The 21,482-nt window shown below is 59.3% G+C and carries 20 protein-coding genes; 6 read left to right on the forward strand and 14 right to left on the reverse strand.

Annotated elements, in window-relative coordinates:
- Window position 1: 1 nt before the first annotated feature.
- The 10 genes from trpB to leuC all read right to left on the reverse strand — a co-directional run bounded on the left by trpB (window position 2) and on the right by leuC (window position 12,090).
- Window positions 2-1,213, reverse strand: coding sequence for a tryptophan synthase subunit beta (trpB, locus tag C4S63_RS05535; protein WP_062816144.1), 1,212 nt, complete (start codon window positions 1,211-1,213; stop codon window positions 2-4).
- Window positions 1,206-1,862 (reverse strand): phosphoribosylanthranilate isomerase, encoded by a 657-nt coding sequence (locus tag C4S63_RS05540; protein WP_062816145.1) that lies wholly within the window; start codon window positions 1,860-1,862, stop codon window positions 1,206-1,208. The genes trpB and C4S63_RS05540 overlap by 8 nt, the downstream gene beginning before the upstream one ends.
- A gap of 83 nt (window positions 1,863-1,945) precedes the next feature.
- Entirely contained in the window at window positions 1,946-2,749 is an 804-nt protein-coding gene (gene truA / locus C4S63_RS05545) for a tRNA pseudouridine(38-40) synthase TruA (protein ID WP_063509935.1), read from the reverse strand.
- A 69-nt stretch (window positions 2,750-2,818) separates the two neighbouring features.
- A complete protein-coding gene (locus tag C4S63_RS05550) occupies window positions 2,819-5,956 on the reverse strand; it encodes a FimV/HubP family polar landmark protein (protein ID WP_103916945.1) in 3,138 nt (1,045 codons plus the stop codon).
- Between the two features lie 164 nt (window positions 5,957-6,120).
- Window positions 6,121-7,134 (reverse strand): aspartate-semialdehyde dehydrogenase, encoded by a 1,014-nt coding sequence (locus C4S63_RS05555; protein WP_103916946.1) that lies wholly within the window; start codon window positions 7,132-7,134, stop codon window positions 6,121-6,123.
- A gap of 126 nt (window positions 7,135-7,260) precedes the next feature.
- On the reverse strand, window positions 7,261-8,373 hold the full coding sequence (gene asd / locus C4S63_RS05560; RefSeq protein ID WP_062816149.1) for an aspartate-semialdehyde dehydrogenase: 1,113 nt from the start codon (window positions 8,371-8,373) through the stop codon (window positions 7,261-7,263).
- A 62-nt stretch (window positions 8,374-8,435) separates the two neighbouring features.
- Window positions 8,436-9,512 (reverse strand): 3-isopropylmalate dehydrogenase, encoded by a 1,077-nt coding sequence (gene leuB / locus C4S63_RS05565; RefSeq protein ID WP_062816150.1) that lies wholly within the window; start codon window positions 9,510-9,512, stop codon window positions 8,436-8,438.
- Window positions 9,513-9,538: 26 nt separating this feature from the next.
- Complete coding sequence (locus C4S63_RS05570) at window positions 9,539-9,979, reverse strand: hypothetical protein (RefSeq protein WP_103916947.1); 441 nt, start codon at window positions 9,977-9,979, stop codon at window positions 9,539-9,541.
- Between the two features lie 43 nt (window positions 9,980-10,022).
- Entirely contained in the window at window positions 10,023-10,661 is a 639-nt protein-coding gene (gene leuD, locus C4S63_RS05575; protein WP_062816152.1) for a 3-isopropylmalate dehydratase small subunit, read from the reverse strand.
- 10 nt (window positions 10,662-10,671) lie between these two features.
- Complete coding sequence (gene leuC / locus C4S63_RS05580; RefSeq protein WP_103916948.1) at window positions 10,672-12,090, reverse strand: 3-isopropylmalate dehydratase large subunit; 1,419 nt, start codon at window positions 12,088-12,090, stop codon at window positions 10,672-10,674.
- A gap of 159 nt (window positions 12,091-12,249) precedes the next feature.
- On the opposite strand from leuC, the gene C4S63_RS05585 reads away from it, so the two are divergent.
- Entirely contained in the window at window positions 12,250-13,125 is an 876-nt protein-coding gene (locus C4S63_RS05585; RefSeq protein WP_082810792.1) for a LysR family transcriptional regulator, read from the forward strand.
- Between the two features lie 22 nt (window positions 13,126-13,147).
- Here C4S63_RS05585 and C4S63_RS05590 read toward each other — a convergent pair whose 3' ends face one another.
- From C4S63_RS05590 to prmB, 3 genes are all read right to left on the reverse strand, one after another.
- On the reverse strand, window positions 13,148-14,293 hold the full coding sequence (locus C4S63_RS05590; protein ID WP_062816154.1) for an MFS transporter: 1,146 nt from the start codon (window positions 14,291-14,293) through the stop codon (window positions 13,148-13,150).
- A 258-nt stretch (window positions 14,294-14,551) separates the two neighbouring features.
- Window positions 14,552-15,637: a chorismate synthase gene (gene aroC / locus C4S63_RS05595; RefSeq protein WP_062816155.1), complete on the reverse strand. Its 1,086-nt coding sequence runs from the start codon at window positions 15,635-15,637 to the stop codon at window positions 14,552-14,554.
- 69 nt (window positions 15,638-15,706) lie between these two features.
- Window positions 15,707-16,633: a 50S ribosomal protein L3 N(5)-glutamine methyltransferase gene (gene prmB, locus C4S63_RS05600; protein ID WP_103916949.1), complete on the reverse strand. Its 927-nt coding sequence runs from the start codon at window positions 16,631-16,633 to the stop codon at window positions 15,707-15,709.
- A 211-nt stretch (window positions 16,634-16,844) separates the two neighbouring features.
- Here prmB and C4S63_RS05605 point away from each other — a divergent pair, with 211 nt between their 5' ends.
- The 5 genes from C4S63_RS05605 (at window position 16,845) to C4S63_RS05625 (ending at window position 21,212) form a co-directional block, all read left to right on the forward strand.
- The gene (locus C4S63_RS05605; protein ID WP_062816157.1) at window positions 16,845-17,225 is read left to right on the forward strand and encodes a hypothetical protein; all 381 of its coding nucleotides are present in this window, start codon (window positions 16,845-16,847) and stop codon (window positions 17,223-17,225) included.
- On the forward strand, window positions 17,222-17,701 hold the full coding sequence (locus tag C4S63_RS05610; protein WP_103916950.1) for an EVE domain-containing protein: 480 nt from the start codon (window positions 17,222-17,224) through the stop codon (window positions 17,699-17,701). The genes C4S63_RS05605 and C4S63_RS05610 overlap by 4 nt, the downstream gene beginning before the upstream one ends.
- Window positions 17,702-17,875: 174 nt before the next feature.
- Window positions 17,876-19,171, forward strand: coding sequence for an ammonium transporter (locus tag C4S63_RS05615; protein WP_062816159.1), 1,296 nt, complete (start codon window positions 17,876-17,878; stop codon window positions 19,169-19,171).
- Window positions 19,168-19,785, forward strand: a complete 618-nt coding sequence (locus C4S63_RS05620) for a hypothetical protein (RefSeq protein WP_063509202.1) — start codon at window positions 19,168-19,170, stop codon at window positions 19,783-19,785. The genes C4S63_RS05615 and C4S63_RS05620 overlap by 4 nt, the downstream gene beginning before the upstream one ends.
- 98 nt (window positions 19,786-19,883) lie before the next feature.
- Window positions 19,884-21,212 (forward strand): dicarboxylate/amino acid:cation symporter, encoded by a 1,329-nt coding sequence (locus C4S63_RS05625; RefSeq protein WP_103916951.1) that lies wholly within the window; start codon window positions 19,884-19,886, stop codon window positions 21,210-21,212.
- Here the strand turns inward: C4S63_RS05625 and C4S63_RS05630 are convergent.
- Complete coding sequence (locus C4S63_RS05630; protein WP_103916952.1) at window positions 21,197-21,406, reverse strand: hypothetical protein; 210 nt, start codon at window positions 21,404-21,406, stop codon at window positions 21,197-21,199. The genes C4S63_RS05625 and C4S63_RS05630 overlap by 16 nt on opposite strands.
- Window positions 21,407-21,482: the final 76 nt, after the last annotated feature.

Here is a 21,482-nt window from a genome sequence, read left to right on the forward strand (position 1 = left end):
CTTAAAATTCAATGCCATCGATGGCAGCGACAGTCAGAATATCCTTGTCCCCTCGACCGGACAGGTTGATAACGATGTCCTGATCCGGGGTCATGGTCGGAGCCAGCTTGCGAGCGTAGGCAAGCGCATGGGCCGATTCCAGAGCCGGCATGATGCCTTCCACCCGGGTCAACTCACGAAACGCAGAGAGGGCTTCCGTGTCGTCTGCTGACACATAATTTACCCGTCCCAGATCCTTCAACCAGGCGTGCTCGGGACCGACACCCGGGTAATCCAGGCCGGCAGACACGGAATGGGTTTCAATGATCTGGCCGTTGTCGTCTTCCATCAGATAAGTGCGGTTGCCGTGCAGCACACCCGGGCGCCCTGCACTCAGCGGAGCCGCATGGCGACCGGTTTCAATCCCGTCGCCGGCCGCTTCTACGCCGTACATGGCCACCCCATCATCATTGAGGAAGGGGTGGAACAGGCCAATGGCATTGGAGCCACCACCGACACAGGCCACCAATGCATCCGGGAGCTTACCGGCCTGCTTCAGGCTCTGCTCACGGGCTTCACGACCGATCACGCACTGGAAATCGCGCACCAGCAACGGGTAAGGATGCGGGCCTGCCACGGTGCCGATGATGTAAAAGGTGTCATCCACATTGGTGACCCAGTCACGCATGGCCTCGTTCATGGCATCTTTCAGGGTTTTCGAACCGGAGGTGACCGGAATCACCTCGGCACCCAGCAACTTCATGCGGTAAACGTTGAGCTTCTGTCGCTCCACATCCTCGGCGCCCATATACACCTGGCACTTGAGCCCCAGCCGGGCGGCCACGGTGGCAGTTGCCACCCCATGCTGCCCTGCCCCGGTTTCCGCAATCACCCGTGGCTTGCCCATATGTTTGGCAAGCAGCGCCTGGCCAATGGTGTTGTTCACTTTGTGGGCCCCGGTGTGGTTCAGGTCCTCACGCTTGAGCCAGATTTTTGCGCCGCCGAGCTGCTTCGACCATCGCTCCGCCAGATACAGTGGAGACGGGCGGCCGACATAATGGGCCAGATCATAGTCGAAATCCGCACGGAACTGCGGATCATCCTTGAGACGCTCATACATGGCGGCCAGATCGTCCAGAGCCCCCATCAGGGTCTCGGATACAAAACAGCCGCCAAATTGGCCGAAGTGGCCTCGGGCGTCAGGAAAAGCAGAAAAATCAGGGCGTTCAGACACCAGCTACTCCTCGTGTTTTCGCACTTTTGATGAAGGCGCGGATGGCGGCAGGATCCTTGATCCCGCCACTGCGGCCACCCTGAACAGTTTTCTGTTCAACGCCACCACTCACATCCACCGCCCATGGCCGCACCTGTGCTACGGCATCGGCCACATTACCCGGTTGCAGGCCACCGGCCAGCACCACGGGGAGGGACAGGTCCTTAGGCAACCTGTCCCAATTGAACGTCTCACCGGTCCCCCCCGGAATACCGGCCACATAGCTATCCACCAGTAACCCAGCTGCTTGCCGGTATTGAACCGCGCATTGATACAGATCCACATCGTCTTTCATGCGTACCGCCTTGATCCAGGGGCGCGAAAAACGGGAACAGAACTCTGCAGGCTCGTCGCCATGAAATTGCAGCAGATCCAACGGTACCTGGCTCAGCACATTCTCTATATCCGCCTGTGTGGCATTCACGAACAGGCCGACGGTAGTCACGAACGGAGGCAGGCTGGCACAAATTGCTGCTGCCCTGGCGACCGTCACAAAACGGGGACTGGGCTCGTAAAAAACCAGACCAATGGCATCGGCACCGGCGTTTGCCGCCGCCAGTCCGTCCTCAATGCGGGTAATGCCACAGATTTTGACCCGGGGTATGGTCATGGGTTCTCCAGTGTATCAAAAGCCCGATGGATTAGGGATATTTCCGGGGCGTGAGCGAGCCAGACTGTACTCACCCTCTGCCATTATGCCTCAAGGGAATCGGGTAACCACAGAGGACCAAGCGGCTCTCTGGGCAAATCGAATTGATCCGGGTATTCGATCTCCACCAGATACAAACCATAGGGGGGCGCCGTGGCTGCCCCCTTGCGACGATCTCGGGATTCCAGGACTTCGCGGGCCCAGGTGGCCGGCCTCTTGCCGGCACCGATTGTCATTAATACACCCGCCATATTACGCACCATATGCATCAAGAAGGCGTTAGCATGGGCTTCCAGCACGATGACCTTGCCGTGTTGGTGCAGTTTCAGACTGTGTAGTGTCTTGTGGGGAGACTTGGCCTGACAGTGCACACTTCGGTAAGCGGTAAAATCATGACTGCCGACCAGACAAGACGCAGCTTCACGCATGGCGTCCAGATCCAGTGGCCGGTAATTCCAGGTCACCTGATTGCGGTACAGGGCTGGCGGTCGCGAGTGATTGTAGATCACGTATCGATAGCGTCGGCTGACCGCAGAAAACCGGGCATGAAACTCATCGCTTACCGGTTTCGCCCAGCGCACGGTCACGTCCCGGGGCAGGTTGGTGTTCCCGCCCATGATCCAGCTCTTCATTTCCCTGGGCGCATCAGAGTCAAAATGCACCACCTGCCCGGTGCCATGGACACCCGCATCGGTGCGTCCGGCACACACCACCGATACCGGATGATCCGCCACTTTCGATAATGCCTCCTCGAGGCATTCCTGCACGGTTCTGACGCCGGGCTGCTGGGTCTGCCAGCCGCGAAAATCAGTACCGTCGTATTCAATTCCCAGGGCGATGCGGGCCATGGTTCCACCAAAACAAAAAGGGGGCGATACCTTAAGGCATCGCCCCCTTTTTTCCTAGCTCAGCCAGTATCAGCCGACCTGGGACATCAGCTCACGGGCTTCCGCCTGTTGCTGATCATTGCCTTCCGAGATCACCTCATTAAGGATATCGCGGGCACCTTCGGTATCCCCCATATCGATGTAGGCCTTGGCCAGGTCCAGCTTGGTGGCGTTCTCGTCGGTTTCGCCGAGGAAATCGAAATCATCCTCGTCACCCAGGACGTCAGCGGATTCTTGCGGTGCAGACGACCCCAGCTCATCGGCCTGCGGCACCGGGACGGCAGGGATTTCCGGTTCTGCCACCGGCGCATCTTCCCGGGCAGGCTCCTCTTCCAGAGACAGGCTCTCGCCCTGTTCCTCGATCTCCAGATCGTCATCGCCCAACAGGTCTTCCAGTGAATCGGCCTTGTCGGCAGCCGGCGCCTCCGGCTCTGCTGGCTCGTCCAGATCCAGATCGGCAAGATCATCCTTGGCAGCATCAGCCTCAACGCCACTTCCCGCCGATTCGGCCAGCGATTTTTCGGCCTCATCCAGTTCCAGGTCCAGATCCGTCAGAGTGTCATCCGCGTTGTCATCCGCGCCACCATCCAGATCCAGATCATCCAGGGACAGGTCCAGTTCTTCCTTGCTGTCTTCACTGTCACCGGACTCATCGAACTCAAGACTCATGTCGTCCAGGTTGAAATCGCCGAACTCGGTGTCATCGTCGCCCATGGAGGCGCTGCTTACATCGTCCAGCTCCAGCACCGGGCTGGCGCCCAGAGACTGCTTGTCGGCATCGGAAAGCGGTGCTTCCTCTTCCTGCTCGGTTTGCGGCTTGCTGTCGTCTTCGAAATCCAGGCTGAAGTCGTCATCCAGCGAAGCGGTATTCTCCTCGGAAGAGTCCAGCATCACGGTGTGATCTTCGTCGTCGCCGTTCTCATCGAGTTCGAAATCGAAATCAGCCAGCTCATCACCCTGCGGCTCCGGGTCCTGGTCCGTGGTGCCGGATTCAGGCTCATCCGCCTGCATGGTCGGCACATCGTCGTCCAGACCGGAAGAAAGCCCCATTTCCAGATCGTCCAGAGACAAGGCGTCATCATCCGCTGCAGAAGCGTCTGACGCCACGCTACCACCAAGGCGGGCGATAGCATCATCGACCTCGGGGGAGGTGCCGGCAAAAATGCTGGTTTGCTGCTGGAAAGCAGCATCGTCATTCATTTCCTTGAGCAGCTCCAGCAAACGGACCTTGAGGTCATCTCGCTGGGGGTGCTTGTTGATTTCATTGCGCAGGAAATCCACGGCCTGCGGGTAACGGCCATAGGCCACATAGACTTCCACGTCTTCCAGCGGATCCTGGCTGCCACCCTGCTCCGGCGCATCGTCGTCATCATCATGATCCGTGATGGCGCCAGTGGCCGCGTTGTCATCATCCAGGTTCAGGCCAAACTCATCCTGACCCTCATCATCAAGATCTTCGAACAGGGCGCCCTCAGAATCCTGGTCAGCATCGTCTTTCTTCTTGCTGCGAAGCAGCACGAATACCAGCAGCAGCATGGCAACCAGAGCCAGGGCGATATACATCAGGTTATCAAGCAACAGAGATACAATGCCGCCCTGCTGCTGAACCGGAGGCTGTGCCGGGGCTACCGGTTCGGGTTTTGCCACTTCCGGTGCTTTTGCCGTTGTCGGCTCGCCGTCGGCAACAACCGTGGCGTCCCCTTCTGCCGACTCGCTGCCGTCAACGCTTTCATCCTGATTCGCTGCCCCGGTATCCGCTGCCGCCGCAGAGGCGCTGTCGTCGAGGCCTGCGTCCGAAGAATCACCACCCTGCAAGGTTTCTGCGGATTCCGGTTCGGAAGTGCCCGCAACGACATCACTGTCAGCCGCGCCATCAGTGCCCGCTTCCACTTCAACCACTTCCGGTTCGGCAGGCGCTTCCATGAGCGGGTCTTCCCCGTCCACAACGACGCCTTCCTGCTCACGCAGCTTGCGGAGTTCTTCCTGCAACTGGGCAATCTGGTCGTTACGCAGTTTCAGGAGCTGCTCGCTGGTACGAGTCTGTTCTTCCAGGTCACCCAGGCGGGATTTCAGTTCTGCGTTTTCGCGATCAAGACGGTCCAGATTTTCATCGCGAATGGCCAGTTCATTCTCAAGCACCGCCGTGTTGGCATTCCCGTCACTGGCAGAGCCAGTGCTGTCACCGTCATCCACACCGGCCGCAGACTCCGGGGAAACCAGTTTCACCTGGCCGGTAGTTGGGCCCCGGTCATCTTCATCGCTATCGGCAACCTGACGGCTGCCATCCAGTTGGGCGCGCTGCTGGGGGGCCTGAATGCCACGGGCCTCGAGCATTTCGCGCCATTTGCGGTTCTGGTCCGCCACTTCAACGATGGCGTTGCGGGTTGAGATGGTGCGCACTTCCTGCTCGTTGGGAATGCGCAGCACGGTGCCTTCCCGTACCAGGTTCACATTGTTGTTAATGAACGCATCCGGATTCATGGTCTGGATGGCGACCAGCATTTGCTGCACGGAGACACTGTCAGCCGGACGATTATCCAGAGCAATACGCCACATCGTGTCAGAGGCTTTCACCGTGTACGAATTACGAGCACCGCTGTCGGCCATCGGTGAAGCCGGTACAGACGGCTGTGCGGCCGGTTCGGCTGGCGCGGGCTGTGCCGGAGCCGGCGAAACCGGGCGCTGGGGAGAGGGCTGCACCTGCGGCTCGCTTCGAGAAACCGGCTGGGGCGCACGACTGATCGTTGGCGCGGTGGTCGCTGCACTGTCCGCGTAGCTGGGCGGGTCCAGCAACACCGTGTACTCACGCATCAGTCGGCCGGTAGGCCAGAGAAATTCCACCAGGAAATTCAGGTAGGGCTCACGAACCGGTTGGTCCGTGGTGATACGCAGTCGTGCTTTGTCAGCCCCCTGCTTCTCCACCGCAAAATCCATACGGTTGAGAAAATAGGCGCGATCCACCCCCGCCGCATCAAATTCGGCCTGCGACGCCAGATTCACGAGAATTTCCTCTTCGGTCAGATCCCCAACCTCATGCAAGGAAATTTCCATATCCAGGGGCTGATTAAGGTAGGAATTCAGCTCGTATTCCCCAACCCCTAAAGCTGCCGCAACGCCTGGTGACATGATGACCAGTGCGGTTAAGCCAAACCCAAGTTTTCGAAGCATGGTCGAACCCTTTATTTATTATGTTTCCCGCGCTCAGCCCGATCCCGCGGGCGCTACCGGACGAACCCGAGGCGGCAAGCAGTCCTATGACGCTGGTCACACATTTTGCCCCAGGCTGGGGTCAAAACCTAGAAACCGCGTCACATAATGTCAGTAAGTATCCATTACAGATAGTCTTTTAGCAACTTCTCGACCACCTTCACCGCATTCAGCGCGGCCCCCCAACGGACATTGTCGGCGACGCTAAAATAGCTCAAACCGCCGCTGCCTTCCATGTCTTCCCGGGTTCGGGAAATCCGCAGGCACGGCTCCCCTTCCACCGAGGCAACCGGAGACATGGCCTGTGGATCCTCATTGTCCAGCACATCCACGTCGTTCTGCGCTTCCCAGACGGTAAGCGCCTGCGCCATGGCCAGCGGCTGGATGCTACGAACCGACACACTCTGGCCATGCCCATAGAAAACCGGCACCCGCACCGTGGTGACCTGCACCGACAGGGGTTGGTCAGCCAGAATGCGGCGGGTTTCCAGCATCAATTTGAGCTCTTCGCTGGTAAAGCCATTTTCCTGGACCTGGCCACTGACCGGCAGCACATTGAACGCGATCTGGGCCTGGGCCGCCTCGCTGGGAGAGAGGCCATTGAGCAACCGTACGCTCTGCTGTGCAAGCTGATCCACCCCGCTTTTGCCCGTGGCGGACACCACCTGAAACTGGGTCACCACCACTTCCTGGAGCGGAGCCAGGTCGGCCAGGGGCTTGAGTGTGCGGACCAGCTGGACGGTGGCCGCATCGGCACACGCAACCAGGTTGTTCTCCCGGGCCTGGGCCAGCAGCTCGTCATTGACGTCGGCAACCAGCAACGGCACGTCGGATTCGTATCGAAACGCCGGTGACAGGTCCACCGCCACGGCCCCGGCCTCTGCGGCCCGGGGAGCCAGCTGCTGACTGACGCTGGCACCCGCAGCAAAGAGCGCCACCTCCACCCGGGAAAAGTCAAAATCTTCGGCTTTTTTGACGATCACCGATTTTCCGGCAAATGACACCTTGGCGCCCGCACCATTGTCTGACGCCAGAAGAAAAAGCTCGCCGACCGGGAACTGTCGCTCCGCAAGCAATTTGAGAATCGCCTCACCGACCAGTCCGGTTGCACCGACAATGGCAAGATTGATAGAGCGCATAGAAACCCCGCTACAACGATGCTGCGGGAACGCGGATCACGTCCCCCACAAATACAAACGCGGGCACGGCCTTGATACTACCTCGGCCCTGCCCGCGCTTTTCCACTTTCACCTTTTAACTGCTTTTTAGCGCTCCATAAGGATGCGCAGCATGCGACGCAGCGGCTCCGCGGCGCCCCACAGCAGCTGGTCGCCCACGGTGAAGGCATTCAGGTACTCGCCGCCCATGTTGAGCTTGCGCAGCCGGCCCACCGGAATGCTCAGGGTACCGGTCACCGCCGTGGGGGTCAGATCCCGAAGGGTCGCCTCTTTCTCATTGGGCACCACTTTCACCCAGTCATTGGCCTTGCCAATGATCTGGTAGATTTCCTCCAGCGGCACATCACGAGTGAGCTTCACAGTGATGGCCTGGGCATGGCAACGCATGGCACCGATGCGCACACAGGTACCGTCCAGAGCAATGGGATCCGCACCACGACCCAGAATCTTGTTGGTTTCCGCTTGAGCCTTCCATTCTTCCTTGCTCTGCCCATTCTCCATTTCCTTGTCGATCCAGGGCAGCAAAGAGCCCGCCAGGGAGTGACCGAAATGTTCTGCAGGCAGATCGCTGCTACGCATGGTGGCCGCCACCTGGCTGTCGATATCCAGAATCGCGCTGGCCGGATCCGCCAGCTTGTCTGCCACATCGCCGTGGATCTTGCCCATCTGGGCAATCAGCTCGCGCATGTTCTGGGCGCCGGCACCGGATGCCGCCTGATAGGTCTGGGCGCTGGCCCATTCCACCAGGCCTTCATTGAACAGACCACCGAGGGCCATCAGCATCAGGCTCACGGTGCAGTTGCCGCCCACATAATCCTTCACACCCTTTTCCAGGGCGCTATCAATCACTTTGCGGTTCACCGGATCCAGCACGATAACGCTGTTGTCCGCCATGCGCAGGGCCGAAGCGGCATCAATCCAGTAACCGTCCCAGCCAGCTTCACGCAGTTTGGGATAGACCTCATTGGTGTAATCGCCGCCCTGACAGGTCACGATCACATCCAGGCTTTTCAGCTCATCAATGCTCTTGGCATCACCCAGGGCAGGAATGTCCTTGCCCACATCGGGGCCCGCCTGTCCGACCTGGGAGGTCGAGAAAAAGACCGGTTCGATATCTGCAAAATCATTTTCGGCAATCATGCGTTCCATCAGAACGGAACCCACCATGCCACGCCAGCCGACAAAACCGACTTTCTTCATTGGAAAACAGTCTCCTGAAAGGATTGCCCTTTCTATCTGTGAATAAACGGGTGAACGCGTTATTAAGCCTGGGCCAGAGCTTCGGCCACGGCGCTACCCATCTCTTCAGTGCCCACTTTGCGAGTGCCCTCGGTGTAGATGTCCGCAGTACGCAACCCCTGATCCAGTACCCGCTCTACCGCCGCTTCGATGGCATCCGCCACATCGCCGCGCTCCAGGCTGTAACGCATCAGCATGGCCAGCGACATGATGGTCGCCAGCGGGTTGGCAATACCCTGGCCGGCAATATCCGGTGCCGAGCCATGGCAGGGTTCGTACAAGCCCTTGCGGTTCTCGTCCAGGGACGCGGAGGGCAGCATTCCGATGGAGCCGGTGAGCATGGCGGCTTCATCGGAGAGAATGTCACCAAACAGGTTGCCGGTGACAATCACATCAAACTGTTTCGGCGCACGCACCAACTGCATGGCCGCATTGTCCACATACATATGAGACAACTCGATCTCCGGATAGGCCTTGGCCTCCTCGGTGACCACTTCTTTCCAGAGCTCAGTGACTTCCAGCACATTGGCCTTGTCCACCGAACAGACTCGCTTGCCACGCTTCATGGCCAGCTCGAACGCCACCTTGGCGATGCGGCGCATTTCCGACTCGGTGTAGACATAGGTATTGAAACCCACGCGCTCGCCGTTCTCTTCCCTGATTCCGCGGGGCTGACCGAAGTAGATGCCACCGGTCAGCTCGCGCACAATCAGAATATCCAGACCGGAAACCACTTCAGGCTTGAGGCTGGATGCATCCGCCAGTTGCGGAAACAGGATCGCCGGGCGCAAATTGGCGAACAGGCCCAACGAGGAACGCAGGCGCAGCAGCCCCCGCTCCGGGCGCTTGTCCCGCTCAATGGTGTCCCACTTGGGGCCACCGATAGAGCCAAACAGAATCGCATCCGCAGCGCGGGCCTTGTCCAGGGTACCTTCCGGCAGCGGATCACCTTCCGCATCCACCGCCGCGCCGCCCACCAGGGCCTCATCCAGCTCAACCTCGAGGCCAAACTTCTGCTTGGCGACATTCAGCACTTTCACCGCTTCATTCACGATTTCCGGGCCGATACCGTCGCCGGGCAACACCAGTACCTTGCTCATTCCTGCTTCCTGTTTACTCTCTGGGGTTAAAAGTTTTTGCTTACCAGCACATCATTCGGTGCGGAGGCCTTGACCAGCTCCAGGGTGTAATCGCCCTTGGTGCCGGAAGACGGCTTGATCCGCACCTGGTAGATACCCTTTTCTTCAAAGGTATGGCGGAATTTACCGAACCGCAGAATGCCGCCCTGATCGGCGAACACTTCAACGGAACGCTCACCGGCATCAATGAACACCGATTCCACCCCGCCCTGCTCGGAAATCCGGTCACCATCGACCTTGAAGATTTCTGCCTTGGCGGCGCTGCTGGTAGGCATCTGCCAACCACCGGCATTCTCATCCTGAGACGCGACGGAGAGCTGGTTATCCACGCTCAGTTTGGCCGCATCTCCTGCGTCCGGTTCGTTGTACATACCGGTCGCACAACCGGCCAGAGTCAGTACTGACAGCAGAGATAAAATTCGCAACATGGTGTCGCCTCCTGGTTTTTTCTTTTAATGGTCCCGGACTCTGTTACTGGAAAATCCAGGGTTCACGCTCGGCGCGGCGTGCTTCATAGGCACGAATGGTGTCCGCCTCATTCAGTGTGAGGCCGATTTCATCCAGACCATTGAGCAGACAATGCTTGCGGAACTCATCAATCTCGAACGGCAGTGGCTCTCCGTTTTCCGGGATTACCTGCTGCTGCTCCAGATCAATGGTGATCCGGAAGCCTTCCTTCCCTTCCACCGCTCTGAACAGGGCTTCCACGTTATCCTCAGACAACACAATGGGCAACAATCCGTTTTTGAAGCAGTTGTTGTAGAAGATATCTGCAAAGCTCGGCGCGATGATGGCCTTGAAACCGAAATCCATCAGCGCCCAGGGGGCATGCTCACGGCTGGAGCCGCACCCGAAGTTGCGACGGGTAAGCAGAATGCTGGCGCCCTGATAGCGTGCCTGGTTGAGCACGAAGTCTTCGTTTTTCGGCCGCTGGCTACTGTCCTGGCCAGGAAAGCCTTCATCCAGATAGCGCCACTCATCAAACAGATTCGGCCCGAAACCCGTGCGTTTGATGGACTTGAGAAACTGCTTGGGAATGATCTGGTCGGTGTCCACATTGGCACGATCCAACGGTGCGACCAGCCCTTCCTGACGAATAAATTTTTCCATGATGTTCTCCTCAGGCCCGGTCGAGTTCGCGAATATCGACGAAGTGACCGGCCACTGCCGCGGCGGCTGCCATGGCAGGGCTCACCAGATGCGTGCGGCCGCCGTTGCCCTGGCGTCCCTCAAAATTACGGTTGGACGTGGATGCACAATGCTCCCCGGCTTCCAGACGGTCCGGGTTCATGGCCAGACACATGGAACAGCCTGGCTCACGCCACTCGAAGCCGGCTTCGATAAAGATCTTGTCCAGACCTTCCTGCTCCGCCTGCCGTTTGACCAGGCCGGAACCGGGCACCACCAGCACCTGCTTAACCGACGCTGACTTCTTGCGGCCCCGGGCCACTTCGGCAGCGGCACGCAAATCCTCGATACGGGAGTTGGTGCAGGAACCGATAAACACCCGGTCCACTTTGATATCCGTCACCGGCATACCCGGCTTGAGCCCCATATAGGCATAGGCACGTGTCATGCCCGAGCGCTTCACCTCATCGCTCTCGGCGGCGGGATCCGGCAGATTGGCATCCACTGGCACGACCATCTCCGGGCTGGTCCCCCACGAAACCTGGGGTTTGATGTCCGCCGCATCGATGGTGATGTCCTGGTCGAATTGCGCATCGGCATCGGAAACCAGGGTGCGCCAGTATTCCACGGCCTTGTCCCAGTCTGCGCCGCTGGGGGCAAAGGGACGGCCCTTCACATAATCAATGGTGACATCATCCACCGCCACCATGCCGGCACGGGCACCGGCTTCAATGGACATGTTGCAGATCGTCATCCGGCCTTCCATGGAAAGACTGCGAATGGCACTGCCGGCAAATTCCAGCGCATACCCGGTACCCCCGGCGGTGCCGATAATCCCGATGATATGCAACACCACATCTTTGGCGGTGACACCGGGACCCAGCTCCCCTTCCACGCTGACACGCATATTGTTCATTTTTTTCGCCACCAGGGTCTGGGTAGCCAACACGTGCTCGACCTCGCTGGTGCCAATACCATGGGCCAGACAGGCAAGCGCGCCATTGGTAGAGGTGTGCGAATCACCGCAGACCACCGTCATCCCGGGGACAACTGCGCCCTGTTCCGGGGCCATCACATGGACGATGCCCTGGCGAACATCGCCAATACCGAATTCGGTAATGCCGAACTCCTTGGTGTTGTCCTGCAGGGTCTGCACCTGGATGCGGGAGGTTTCATCCACAATTTCCGCTGCGGATTTGAATGGGGTGGTCGGCACGTTGTGATCGATGGTGGCCACGCTGGCACCCGTACGCCAGGGTTTGCGACCCGCCAGACGCAAGCCCTCGAAGGCCTGTGGCGACGTCACCTCATGAATGATCTGACGATCGATATAGATCAGTGCGGAGCCATCCTCACGCTCGGTGACGAGGTGAGCGTCCCACAATTTGTCATAGAGGGTTTTGCCGGCCATGTGTCTCTCCCTGTGTCGCGGTGCAGCAACTTCACCATTGCGACTGGTTTGTCAATAACTATTAATGTAGGGTTCACCCATCAATAAATCCAATTCATATTTTTCATTTTTAAGATAACCAATTATTATCTCGCAACCGAATAACTGGACGCACCGGGAATGATAGACACGCCGACTCTCAGCGCCTTCATGGCGGTGGCCGAAACCGGCTCGTTTTCTGCTGCCGCAGAGCGCCTTTACATCACCCAACCCGCCATCAGCAAGCGTATTGCCCTGCTCGAACAGCAGCTTGGCGCCCGTCTGTTTGACCGGGTGGGCCGCCAGATTCAGCTTACCGAAGCCGGCCGATCCCTGCTGCCCCGCGCCCGCCAGGTGCTGATGGATGTGGAAGATATGGCCCGGGCCATCCATGATCTGTCCGGTTCCGTCACCGGCAAACTGCGTATCGGCACCAGCCACCACATCGGCCTGCATCGCCTGCCACCGGTACTGCGCCAGTTTTCCCGGGATTATCCAAAGGTGGAGCTGGATATCCATTTTATTGATTCGGAGGAAGCCTGGGAGGGGGTGCTGCACGGGGAACTGGAAATGGGTGTGGTCACCCTGCCCCCGCAACCGGATGACCGTCTGCAGAGTGACGTGATCTGGCGCGATCCACTGGTATTCATGTGCGCCCCGGAGCATCCGCTGGCGAAGGTGGAGAATATCACCCTGGAAACCCTCACCGGCTACAGCGCCATCCTGCCGTCACCGGTCACCTTTACCCGCGGCATTGTGGAGCGGCTGTTTGACGAGCATAACCTGAAGCTCAATATCGCCATGTCCACCAACTATCTGGAAACCATCCACATGATGGTCTCCATCGGCCTGGGCTGGAGTGTTCTGCCCGCCACCATGGTGGATGGTTCGGTGGTGGAACTGGCCGTGGACGTGCCCTTGCCGGAACGGGAACTGGGCGTGGTGATCCACCCGGCCCGCACCCGTTCCAACGCCGCCAAGGCGTTTTTGCAGGCCCTTGAGGCGTCCGGGCTATAACCCTTACCACCGCAGCGTCCCGCTAATCGCGGGAACGCGTTACACCGCCAACCATCAGCAACATGGCCGCCAGCACGGCGGCCAGCCCAGCGCCGAAGAACAGATGGACTCCCCACTGCTGCCAGAGCAAACCGGACAGTCCGGCCCCGGCGGCCCACCCTGCACCAAAGCCCAGGCTGGAATAGAGAGCCTGTCCCTGACCGCCCAGTGACGCCCCGAACTGTTTGTGCACCCAGGCGATACTGCCCGCGTGGAAGCTGCCGAAACTGGCCGCATGGAGCAGCTGGGCAAAGGCCAGCCAGAACAGGGAATCGGCCACCACGCCAATCAGCAGCCAACGGAGGGCGGCCAAAAACAGACTGGCCACCAGAATCCAGGGTATGGAGAAACGCCGCATCAACCGGTGCATGACCAGAAACAGCCCCACTTCCGCCAGTACGCCCAACGCCCACAGACTCCCCACCACAAACTTGCTGAACCCCAGATCCTGCAGATAGATGCTGTAGAAGGTGTAGTAAGGCCCGTGGGAAAGCTGCATCAGAAACGCCGACACCAGAAACAGGGAAACGGCGGGACGGCGCAATACGCGCCATACAGAGGGCTCGCCCTGTTTCCGCTGACGCGCCACCCCGTCACCGGCCGGCAACGTCAGCGTACCCAGCCACAGCAGCCATAGCAGAGCGCTTAACACCCAGGGCAGCAGCTCAGTACCAAACCGGTCCAGAGCCTCACCAAGCACCAGCACTGCCAGGATAAAACCCACCGAGCCCCACAGGCGTACCAGACTGTAGCGATGAGACTGACGCCCGAGAGATTGCAGGGTGAGCACTTCAAACTGGGCCAGCACCGCGTTCCAGAAGAAGCTGAACGACACCAGCAGTGCGGCCATGGACCAGAACTGATCGATCCAGAACACCGGCAGGAATACCACTGCCGCCAGCAGATTGCCGGCCCGGATGATACGAAGACGCTGGCCGCTGCGGTCCGCCAGCCAGCCCCAAAGATTGGGAGCGCCGATCTTGGTCAGTTGCGGAATCGCCATCAACAGACCGATGGCAGCAGCACTGAATCCCAGGTCTTTCAGATACAAGGACCAGTAAGGCACCAGGGTGCCCAGCAGTCCGAAATAGAGAAAATAGAAGCCTGACAGTCGCCAGTAATAGGGCATGGAGCGAACCTTGCTCTTGGCTTGGAACGTGAGCGAGACATTGTGCGGCGGCCGCTTTTTTGTTCGGGCAGTCCCGCGTTTTTTTTGCTGGGTGCACTGAGCCCAAGGCGAATTGCATCGATCCGGCGCTTGATGGTGCAGTTCGCCTTGGGCTAAGTACACCCTACTCACTATGGCACGAGATCGGCGGAAATGGGCTGACGGCCATTTCCGCCCTACGAATCCCGGCGCCTTGACCTGGCATCAGGCATTCGTCATTTAAATCGCCGGAAACGGTGGCGTCACATCGCCGTTCTGGGCCCGATGGCGCAGGCAGTGATCCATCAGCACAAGGGCCAGCATGGCTTCGGCGATGGGGGTGGCACGCACCCCCACGCATGGGTCGTGACGCCCCTTGGTGATCACCTCCACCGGATTCCCTTGCAGATCAATGCTCTTGCCGGGAATCAGAATGCTGGAAGTGGGCTTGAGTGCCATGGCCACACGAATGGTCTGCCCGGAGCTGATCCCCCCGAGGACCCCGCCGGCATGGTTGCTGAGAAACCCGTCCGGCGTCATCTCATCACGATGTTCTTCGCCACGCTGGTTGACGACCGCAAAGCCATCGCCCACTTCCACACCTTTGACTGCGTTGATGGACATCATCGCCTTGGCCAGGTCTGCGTCGATGCGGTCGAATACCGGCTCCCCCCAACCCGGCGGGACACCGTCGGCAAACACTTCCACCCGCGCGCCAATGGAAGAACCGTCCTTGCGCAGGGCATTGATGAGCGCTTCCAGCTCCGGCACCTTGTCGGCATCCGGGAAGAAAAACGGATTGCGGTTTACCGTTGACCAGTCGAACTGCTCGGCCTTGATGGCCCCGATCTGGGTACAGCCACCGTAAATGCGGATACCCTGTGTCTGTTCCAGGTACTTGCGGGCAATGGCGCCGGCGGCCACGCGCATGGCCGTTTCCCTGGCAGAGGAACGACCACCGCCCCGGTAATCCCGGAAGCCGTATTTCTGGGTATAGGTGTAATCCGCATGCCCGGGCCGGAAGGTGGTGGCGATATCGGAATAGTCCTTGGACTTCTGATCCGTGTTTTCAATCAACAGTCCAATGGACGTGCCGGTGGTCTTGCCCTCGAACACCCCGGAAAGGATCTTCACCTGATCCGGTTCCCGACGCTGGGTGGTATAACGGCTGGTGCCGGGCTTGCGCCGGTCCAGTTCCACCTGCAGGTCTTCCTCGCTGATTTCCAGCCCTGGCGGGCAGCCATCCACAATGGCCCCCAATGCCAGGCCATGACTCTCACCAAAGGTGGTGATGCGAAAACGTTCACCGAAACTGTTGCCGGACATGCGGATCCTCTAAAGCATTGGGCCATTGCTGACTCCCTTCACCGGTCGGATGAAAGGAGCATCAGAGGCTCAGGAAGAAAACTGTTGGCGGTATTCTAGCAGCTGTTGGCGGGTAAGCATGAATACCCCGTGACCGCCGCGCTCGAATTCGAACCAGAAGAACGGCACCTGGGGCCACTGATTGACCATGGCTTCCCAACTGTTGCCCACTTCCACGATCAACACACCATGGTCGGAGAGCTGATCCGGGGCCTCACGCAGCAAGCGGCGGGTAAAATCCAGCCCATCCTCTCCGGAGGCCAGCGCTAACTCCGGCTCATGGCGGTATTCATCCGGCAGGCTGGCCATATCCTGCGCATCCACGTAGGGGGGGTTGGAGACAATCAGGTCATAGGGACCGTCCACCTGGGCAAGACCGTCGGAATGCAATGCTCTCACCTGCCCTGCCAGGCCGTGACGGCGAATATTCTCTTCACAGACCGCCAGGGCCTCTTCACTGATATCGCTGCCGTCCACCCTCGCCTGCTCAAACGCATAGGCACAGGCAATGGCAATACAGCCGCTGCCCGTACACAGATCCAGCACCGCATGGACCTGCTCAGGGTCCACCCAGGGAGTGAAAGATTGCTCGATGAGCTCCGCCAGCGGCGAACGGGGGATCAGCACGCGCTCGTCCACGTAAAAGGGCAACCCGCAGAACCAGGCTTCATGGGTCAGATACGGCACCGGGACCCGGTCATTTACCCGCCGTGACAAGAGGTCCAGATAGTCACTGACCTCGGAGGGCAGCAAGCGGGCATCCAGGATACGCGGGTCGCTCTGCAACGGCAGCGACAGGGTGTGCATCAGCAAGGCCAGGGCCTCATCCCAGGGATCATCATTACCATGGCCAAAAAAGACGTCACCGGCACGCAGCGCGCTTTCACCGAAGCGCAGGCAATCCCTCACTGTCTGTAGCGCCGTCACGGCTTCCTGGTGTTGTTGCGGGCTAATCACGGCATCCTCCTCAAGCAGGCGGCGAAGGTTAGCACAGAATCCATGAGGAGGACCTGCCAGAGAATGCCTTGCTGGCCCGTTTAAAGACACAGGGGGCGTCGATGGTCACGCAGGTATTCTCTTCAGCCATCCGAACAGAATTCAGTGCCATCATTTTCAGCCGAGCAAGGATTGCGTATAAAGTGCGGATAGACTTTATGAAAGGATAAGCATGACTGCAGTTACCGTGTCACAAGATGGCCCTTTCACCCTGGTAGATCTGAAAAACGGCACCCTGGTAGACATGCGTGTGGAACTGTCCATTTATCGGCAGCGGCTGACCCTGTTCAACATGAATCGCCAGCGCAAACAGCTTGCCATCTATCTGGGTCGTATCCGTGGACTGGATTTCACTGCCGCCCGCTACGCCTGCGGTGAAGATTTTGAACAAATTACCGAGGCCAAAGTCCTGGTACTGGAAAACATGCTAAACCGGACTTTTGCCAATATGATGTTGACGCTCAATAAACCGCAGTTTCCGGTCCACGTCTGCGGCAGCCTCAGCCAGGCCAAGGCCTGGCTGCAGGAAAACTACGCCCCGGGGGAAAAGTGAGCAAAATCTGGCTACTGAAAACTGAACCTGACACCTTTTCCATTGAAGACCTGCAAGCCTGCCCGGATGGCACCAGCGGTTGGGACGGAGTGCGCAATTATCAGGCCCGCAACCGACTGCGCGACGAAATGGGCAACGGCGATGCCGTGCTGATCTATCACTCCAGTTGCGCCGAACCGGCCATTGTCGGCGAAGCCCAGGTCGCCAGTGCCCCCTATCCGGATCCCAGCCAGTTTGATCCCGACTCAACGGGCTACGATCCCCGCAGTACACCGGACACCCCACGCTGGTGTCAGGTGGATATTCGCTTTGTATGCATGTATCCACAGCCGCTACCCCTGAAAACCCTGCGCCAGGATCCGGAATTTGCCGATATGGAACTGGTCGTTCGTCCTCGCCTGTCAGTACAGAAAGTCACTGAGCGGCAATTTCAGCATATCCAGCAATGCTGTCAGTCCACGCGCGCCAGCGCCTGACTGTCAGCGGAATCATTACGGCGCATCACCGCGCACCATTGTGATGCTTCGCCCCAAAACAGGGCCGGGAGATACGAAAAAAGAACGACTACCCCGCGGATTTCCTCGTCCGCCCGGCTTGGCACAGCCGTTGCAGTTGACCCTTCGTCACTATCCACGAATGAGGTTCATCTCATGCCGCTGCGCCGCCTACCCTGGTGTGTCCTGTTGTTCTTGCCCGGGCTTGCCAGAGCCGACTCACTCAGCGCCGTCGACACGGTCTGGATTGCCGTCGCCGCTGCCCTGGTGTTCTTCATGCAGGCCGGTTTTGCCTTGCTGGAAAGCGGCCTGAGCCGAGCCAAAAACGCCCTGAATGTGGTGATGAAAAACTACATGGACCTGTGCGTGGGGACGCTGGTGTTCTGGGGGGTGGGTTTCGGGCTGATGTTTGGCACCAGTAGCACCGGCTGGTTCGGCGAGAACCAGTTTATGCTCAGCCAGGCGGATGCCAGCACCTGGGCCATGCTGCTGTTCCAGATCATGTTTGCGGCCACCGCCGCTACCATCGCCTCCGGGGCCATGGCCGAACGCACCCGCTACGTGGGCTACCTGTGCGGGGCGGTGATTATCACCGGTCTGATCTATCCGCTATACGGCCACTGGGCATGGAACAGTGATGGCTGGCTGGCAAAACTGGGCTTTATCGATTTTGCCGGTTCCACTGTCGTGCACAGTATTGGTGGCTGGTGCGCCCTGGCCGGGGTACTGGTGGTGGGGCCACGGCTCGGCCGTTTCGACCGCCACGGCCAACCTCGCACAATCCCTGGCCATAACCTGTCCTACGTGGCCCTGGGCGGTTTTATCCTCTGGTTCGGCTGGTTCGGCTTTAATGGTGGCTCCACCCTGGCGGCCAGCGTGGATATCGCCAAGGTAAACCTGAACACTCAGCTCGCTGCCGCCGCGGGCGCAGTGGGTAGCGTGGTCTACCGCATGGTCAGCCGCCGCCCGATTCTGTTGACGGAAACCGTCAATGGCAGCCTGGCCGGTCTGGTAGCAGTGACGGCCGGCTGTGCAGTCATGACCCCGGGGTTTGCGGTCCTCACCGGCCTGGTGGCCGGGGCCCTGGCCGCGTTCGGTGCCAGAGTCCTGCTGGCATTTCGCCTGGATGATGTGGTCGGCGCGGTACCGGTGCATGCCTTCGCCGGCGCCTGGGGCACCCTGGCCGCTGGCCTCTTCTACGAAGGCGACCTGTTCAACCCGGAACGGATTACCGTGCAACTGCTCGGCATCGTGGTGGCGTTTGGCTGGGCATTCTTCACTGCCCTGGTCATGTATATGCTGGTTTCACTGCTGGCCGGCCTGCGCGCTCCCGCGCTCCATGAACAGCGAGGCCTGGACCTGAGCGAACATGCCGAGAGTGGCTATCCGGAGTTTCCCCAGAACACCCTCTACAACAGTGATATGAGCAACCCTGTGGAGTCGCGTTCATGAGTCAGGAACTGCAACGCCGACGGCGTGCCATTGTCACCGGACTCATGCCCTACATGAATGAGCCCCTGCTGCTTGAGGCTATCAGCCTCTGGCAGCAGAACTATGCCGAACGGCCACGGTTTTCATTGCAAGGGTTCGTCAGTGAGCTGTGCCAGCTGTTTGATCTGGGTGAACGGCGTCACCAGATTCATATGAGTCTGGTACAGGCCATGACACTCTCCGAACAGGAACTGGCCGACGATCCCCTGGCCAGCAGCGACGAGAGCCCCGTGGAGGAGCACCCTTGCAGCCGGGCTTTTGAACAGATGATGCATGCGTTGTGGGAGGGCATCGGGGCTGCAGCTGCCAGCCAGCTTCGCCTGGACCTGGCCGCCCAGCTTCGTAGTCAGCAGGTAGGTGCCGAGGTCCGTCTGACCATGGAATACTGGCTGCAATCGCCGGAGCGCCCACTGGCGCCACTGGCACTGCCCCCCCTGCGTGACCAACTGAACCGAACCTATGTCCTGCTGTGCGAACGACTCGGCCCGGTGGAAGCCGATCAACAGCTGAAGGCGGCTTACCAGAAGGCCCTGGCACGCCAGGTTGCGCCGGCGGCACTTCGCCAGCTCCTGTAACCGTTCCCGCCATTTCCCCCCTGTGACACCAACAAGGATCAGGTAGGCTTGTAATCCTGTTCGCGCGTTGAACCCGACAACAACCGATAGGGAGCACCATGAAGCTACACCACCAGATCTTTATTGCCATGCTGGCCGGCGCCCTGGCCGGCAGCCTGACCAGCGAGTCCACCACCCTGTTCGGGGTCCCGGTACTGGCCGGTTACGATCTGGTGGGCAGTCTTTTTATCAATGGGCTGAAAATGGTGGTGGTGCCGCTGATTGTCACGGCCATCATCAATGGCATGACCAGCGTTGGTGATGGCAAGAACCTGGGGCGCATGGGGCTCAAGACCGTCTCCTTGTACATGACCACCACCGTGGTCGCGGTCACCATCGGTCTGGTCATCGTCAATCTGCTGACCCCCGGCGTCGTCAATGGTGAACCGGCCAGGGACATGCTTGGCCTGGCCAGCGACACCGAGGCCGTACTGGCGGGGATCGAAGGGCGTGGTGCCGGGGATTTCACCCAGATTCTCATGCAAATGCTGCCGCCCAATCTGATCGCCGCCGCCGCAGAAGGCCAGATGCTAGGCCTGATCGTATTTGCCCTTCTTTTCGGCTATTTCCTGCGCACGGAACGCAATGCTGCCGGCCGCAGCCTGCGAGATTTGATCGAGGGGATATACCAGGTAGTGATGAAAATCACCATGCTGGTGATTCGCTTCACACCAATAGGGGTTTTTGCCCTGATTGCCGCTACGGTGACCCGTACCGGCCTGGATGCCATTGAGCCGCTGGCCTGGTTCTTTGTCTCTGTGGTGGTGGCGCTCACCCTCCATGCCTTTGTTTTCATGCCGGCACTGGTGTTTTTCCTGGCCCGCCGCTCCCCACTTCGACACCTTCAGGCCATGACCCCGGCATTGCTCACCGCCTTTTCCTCGGCCAGCTCCGCAGCCACCCTGCCGCTGACCATGGAATGCGTGCAGAATCGTGCCGGCGTGTCCCAACGAAGCAGCAGCTTTGTGCTCCCCCTGGGGGCCACCGTGAACATGGATGGTACCGCCCTGTACGAGTGCGTGGCGGCCATGTTCATTGCCCAGGCCTATGGCATGGATCTGTCACTGGCCACACAATTCATGATTGTGATCACCGCGGTACTCACCTCCATTGGCGTGGCCAGCATTCCCGCCGCCTCGCTGGTGGCAATTACGGTGATACTGGCCGCCATCGGCCTGCCGGCGGAAGCCATTGGCCTGATTCTGGTCACGGATCGTCTGCTGGACATGTTCCGCACCGCCGTCAACGTGTGGGGGGACAGTGTCGTCACGGTGTTGCTGGCTCGCAGCGAAGGGGAAGAGAAGGTGCTGACGTTGTCAGTGGCCGAAGCAGAGAGAGCGGCGCAGGCGGCAGGCGCCCGCGCCAGCGAGGGTCAGACTGACAGGTGATGGTCGCGGTTGTCCCAGTCACGTTTGATGGCTACCGCCGCACTGCCCACTACCGGGACCATGGCGGCAAACGCCAGCATGGCTGGAAACAGACTTTTCCCCTGATCGGCAAGACCGGCTACCATCAGCACGGTGAACATAACAGCCACAACCAGAGCGAAAACATCTTTGCAGAGACGAGAGATAATAGTCATGGGAAATGCTCCTCTGAACTTGTTTTAGTGAACACATGTTAACTCACAAAAAGAGAAAGTCAACACTTGTTCACTA

It is taken from the genome of Alcanivorax sp. DSM 26293 (genome assembly GCF_900107995.1).
Classification (GTDB): domain Bacteria; phylum Pseudomonadota; class Gammaproteobacteria; order Pseudomonadales; family Alcanivoracaceae; genus Alcanivorax.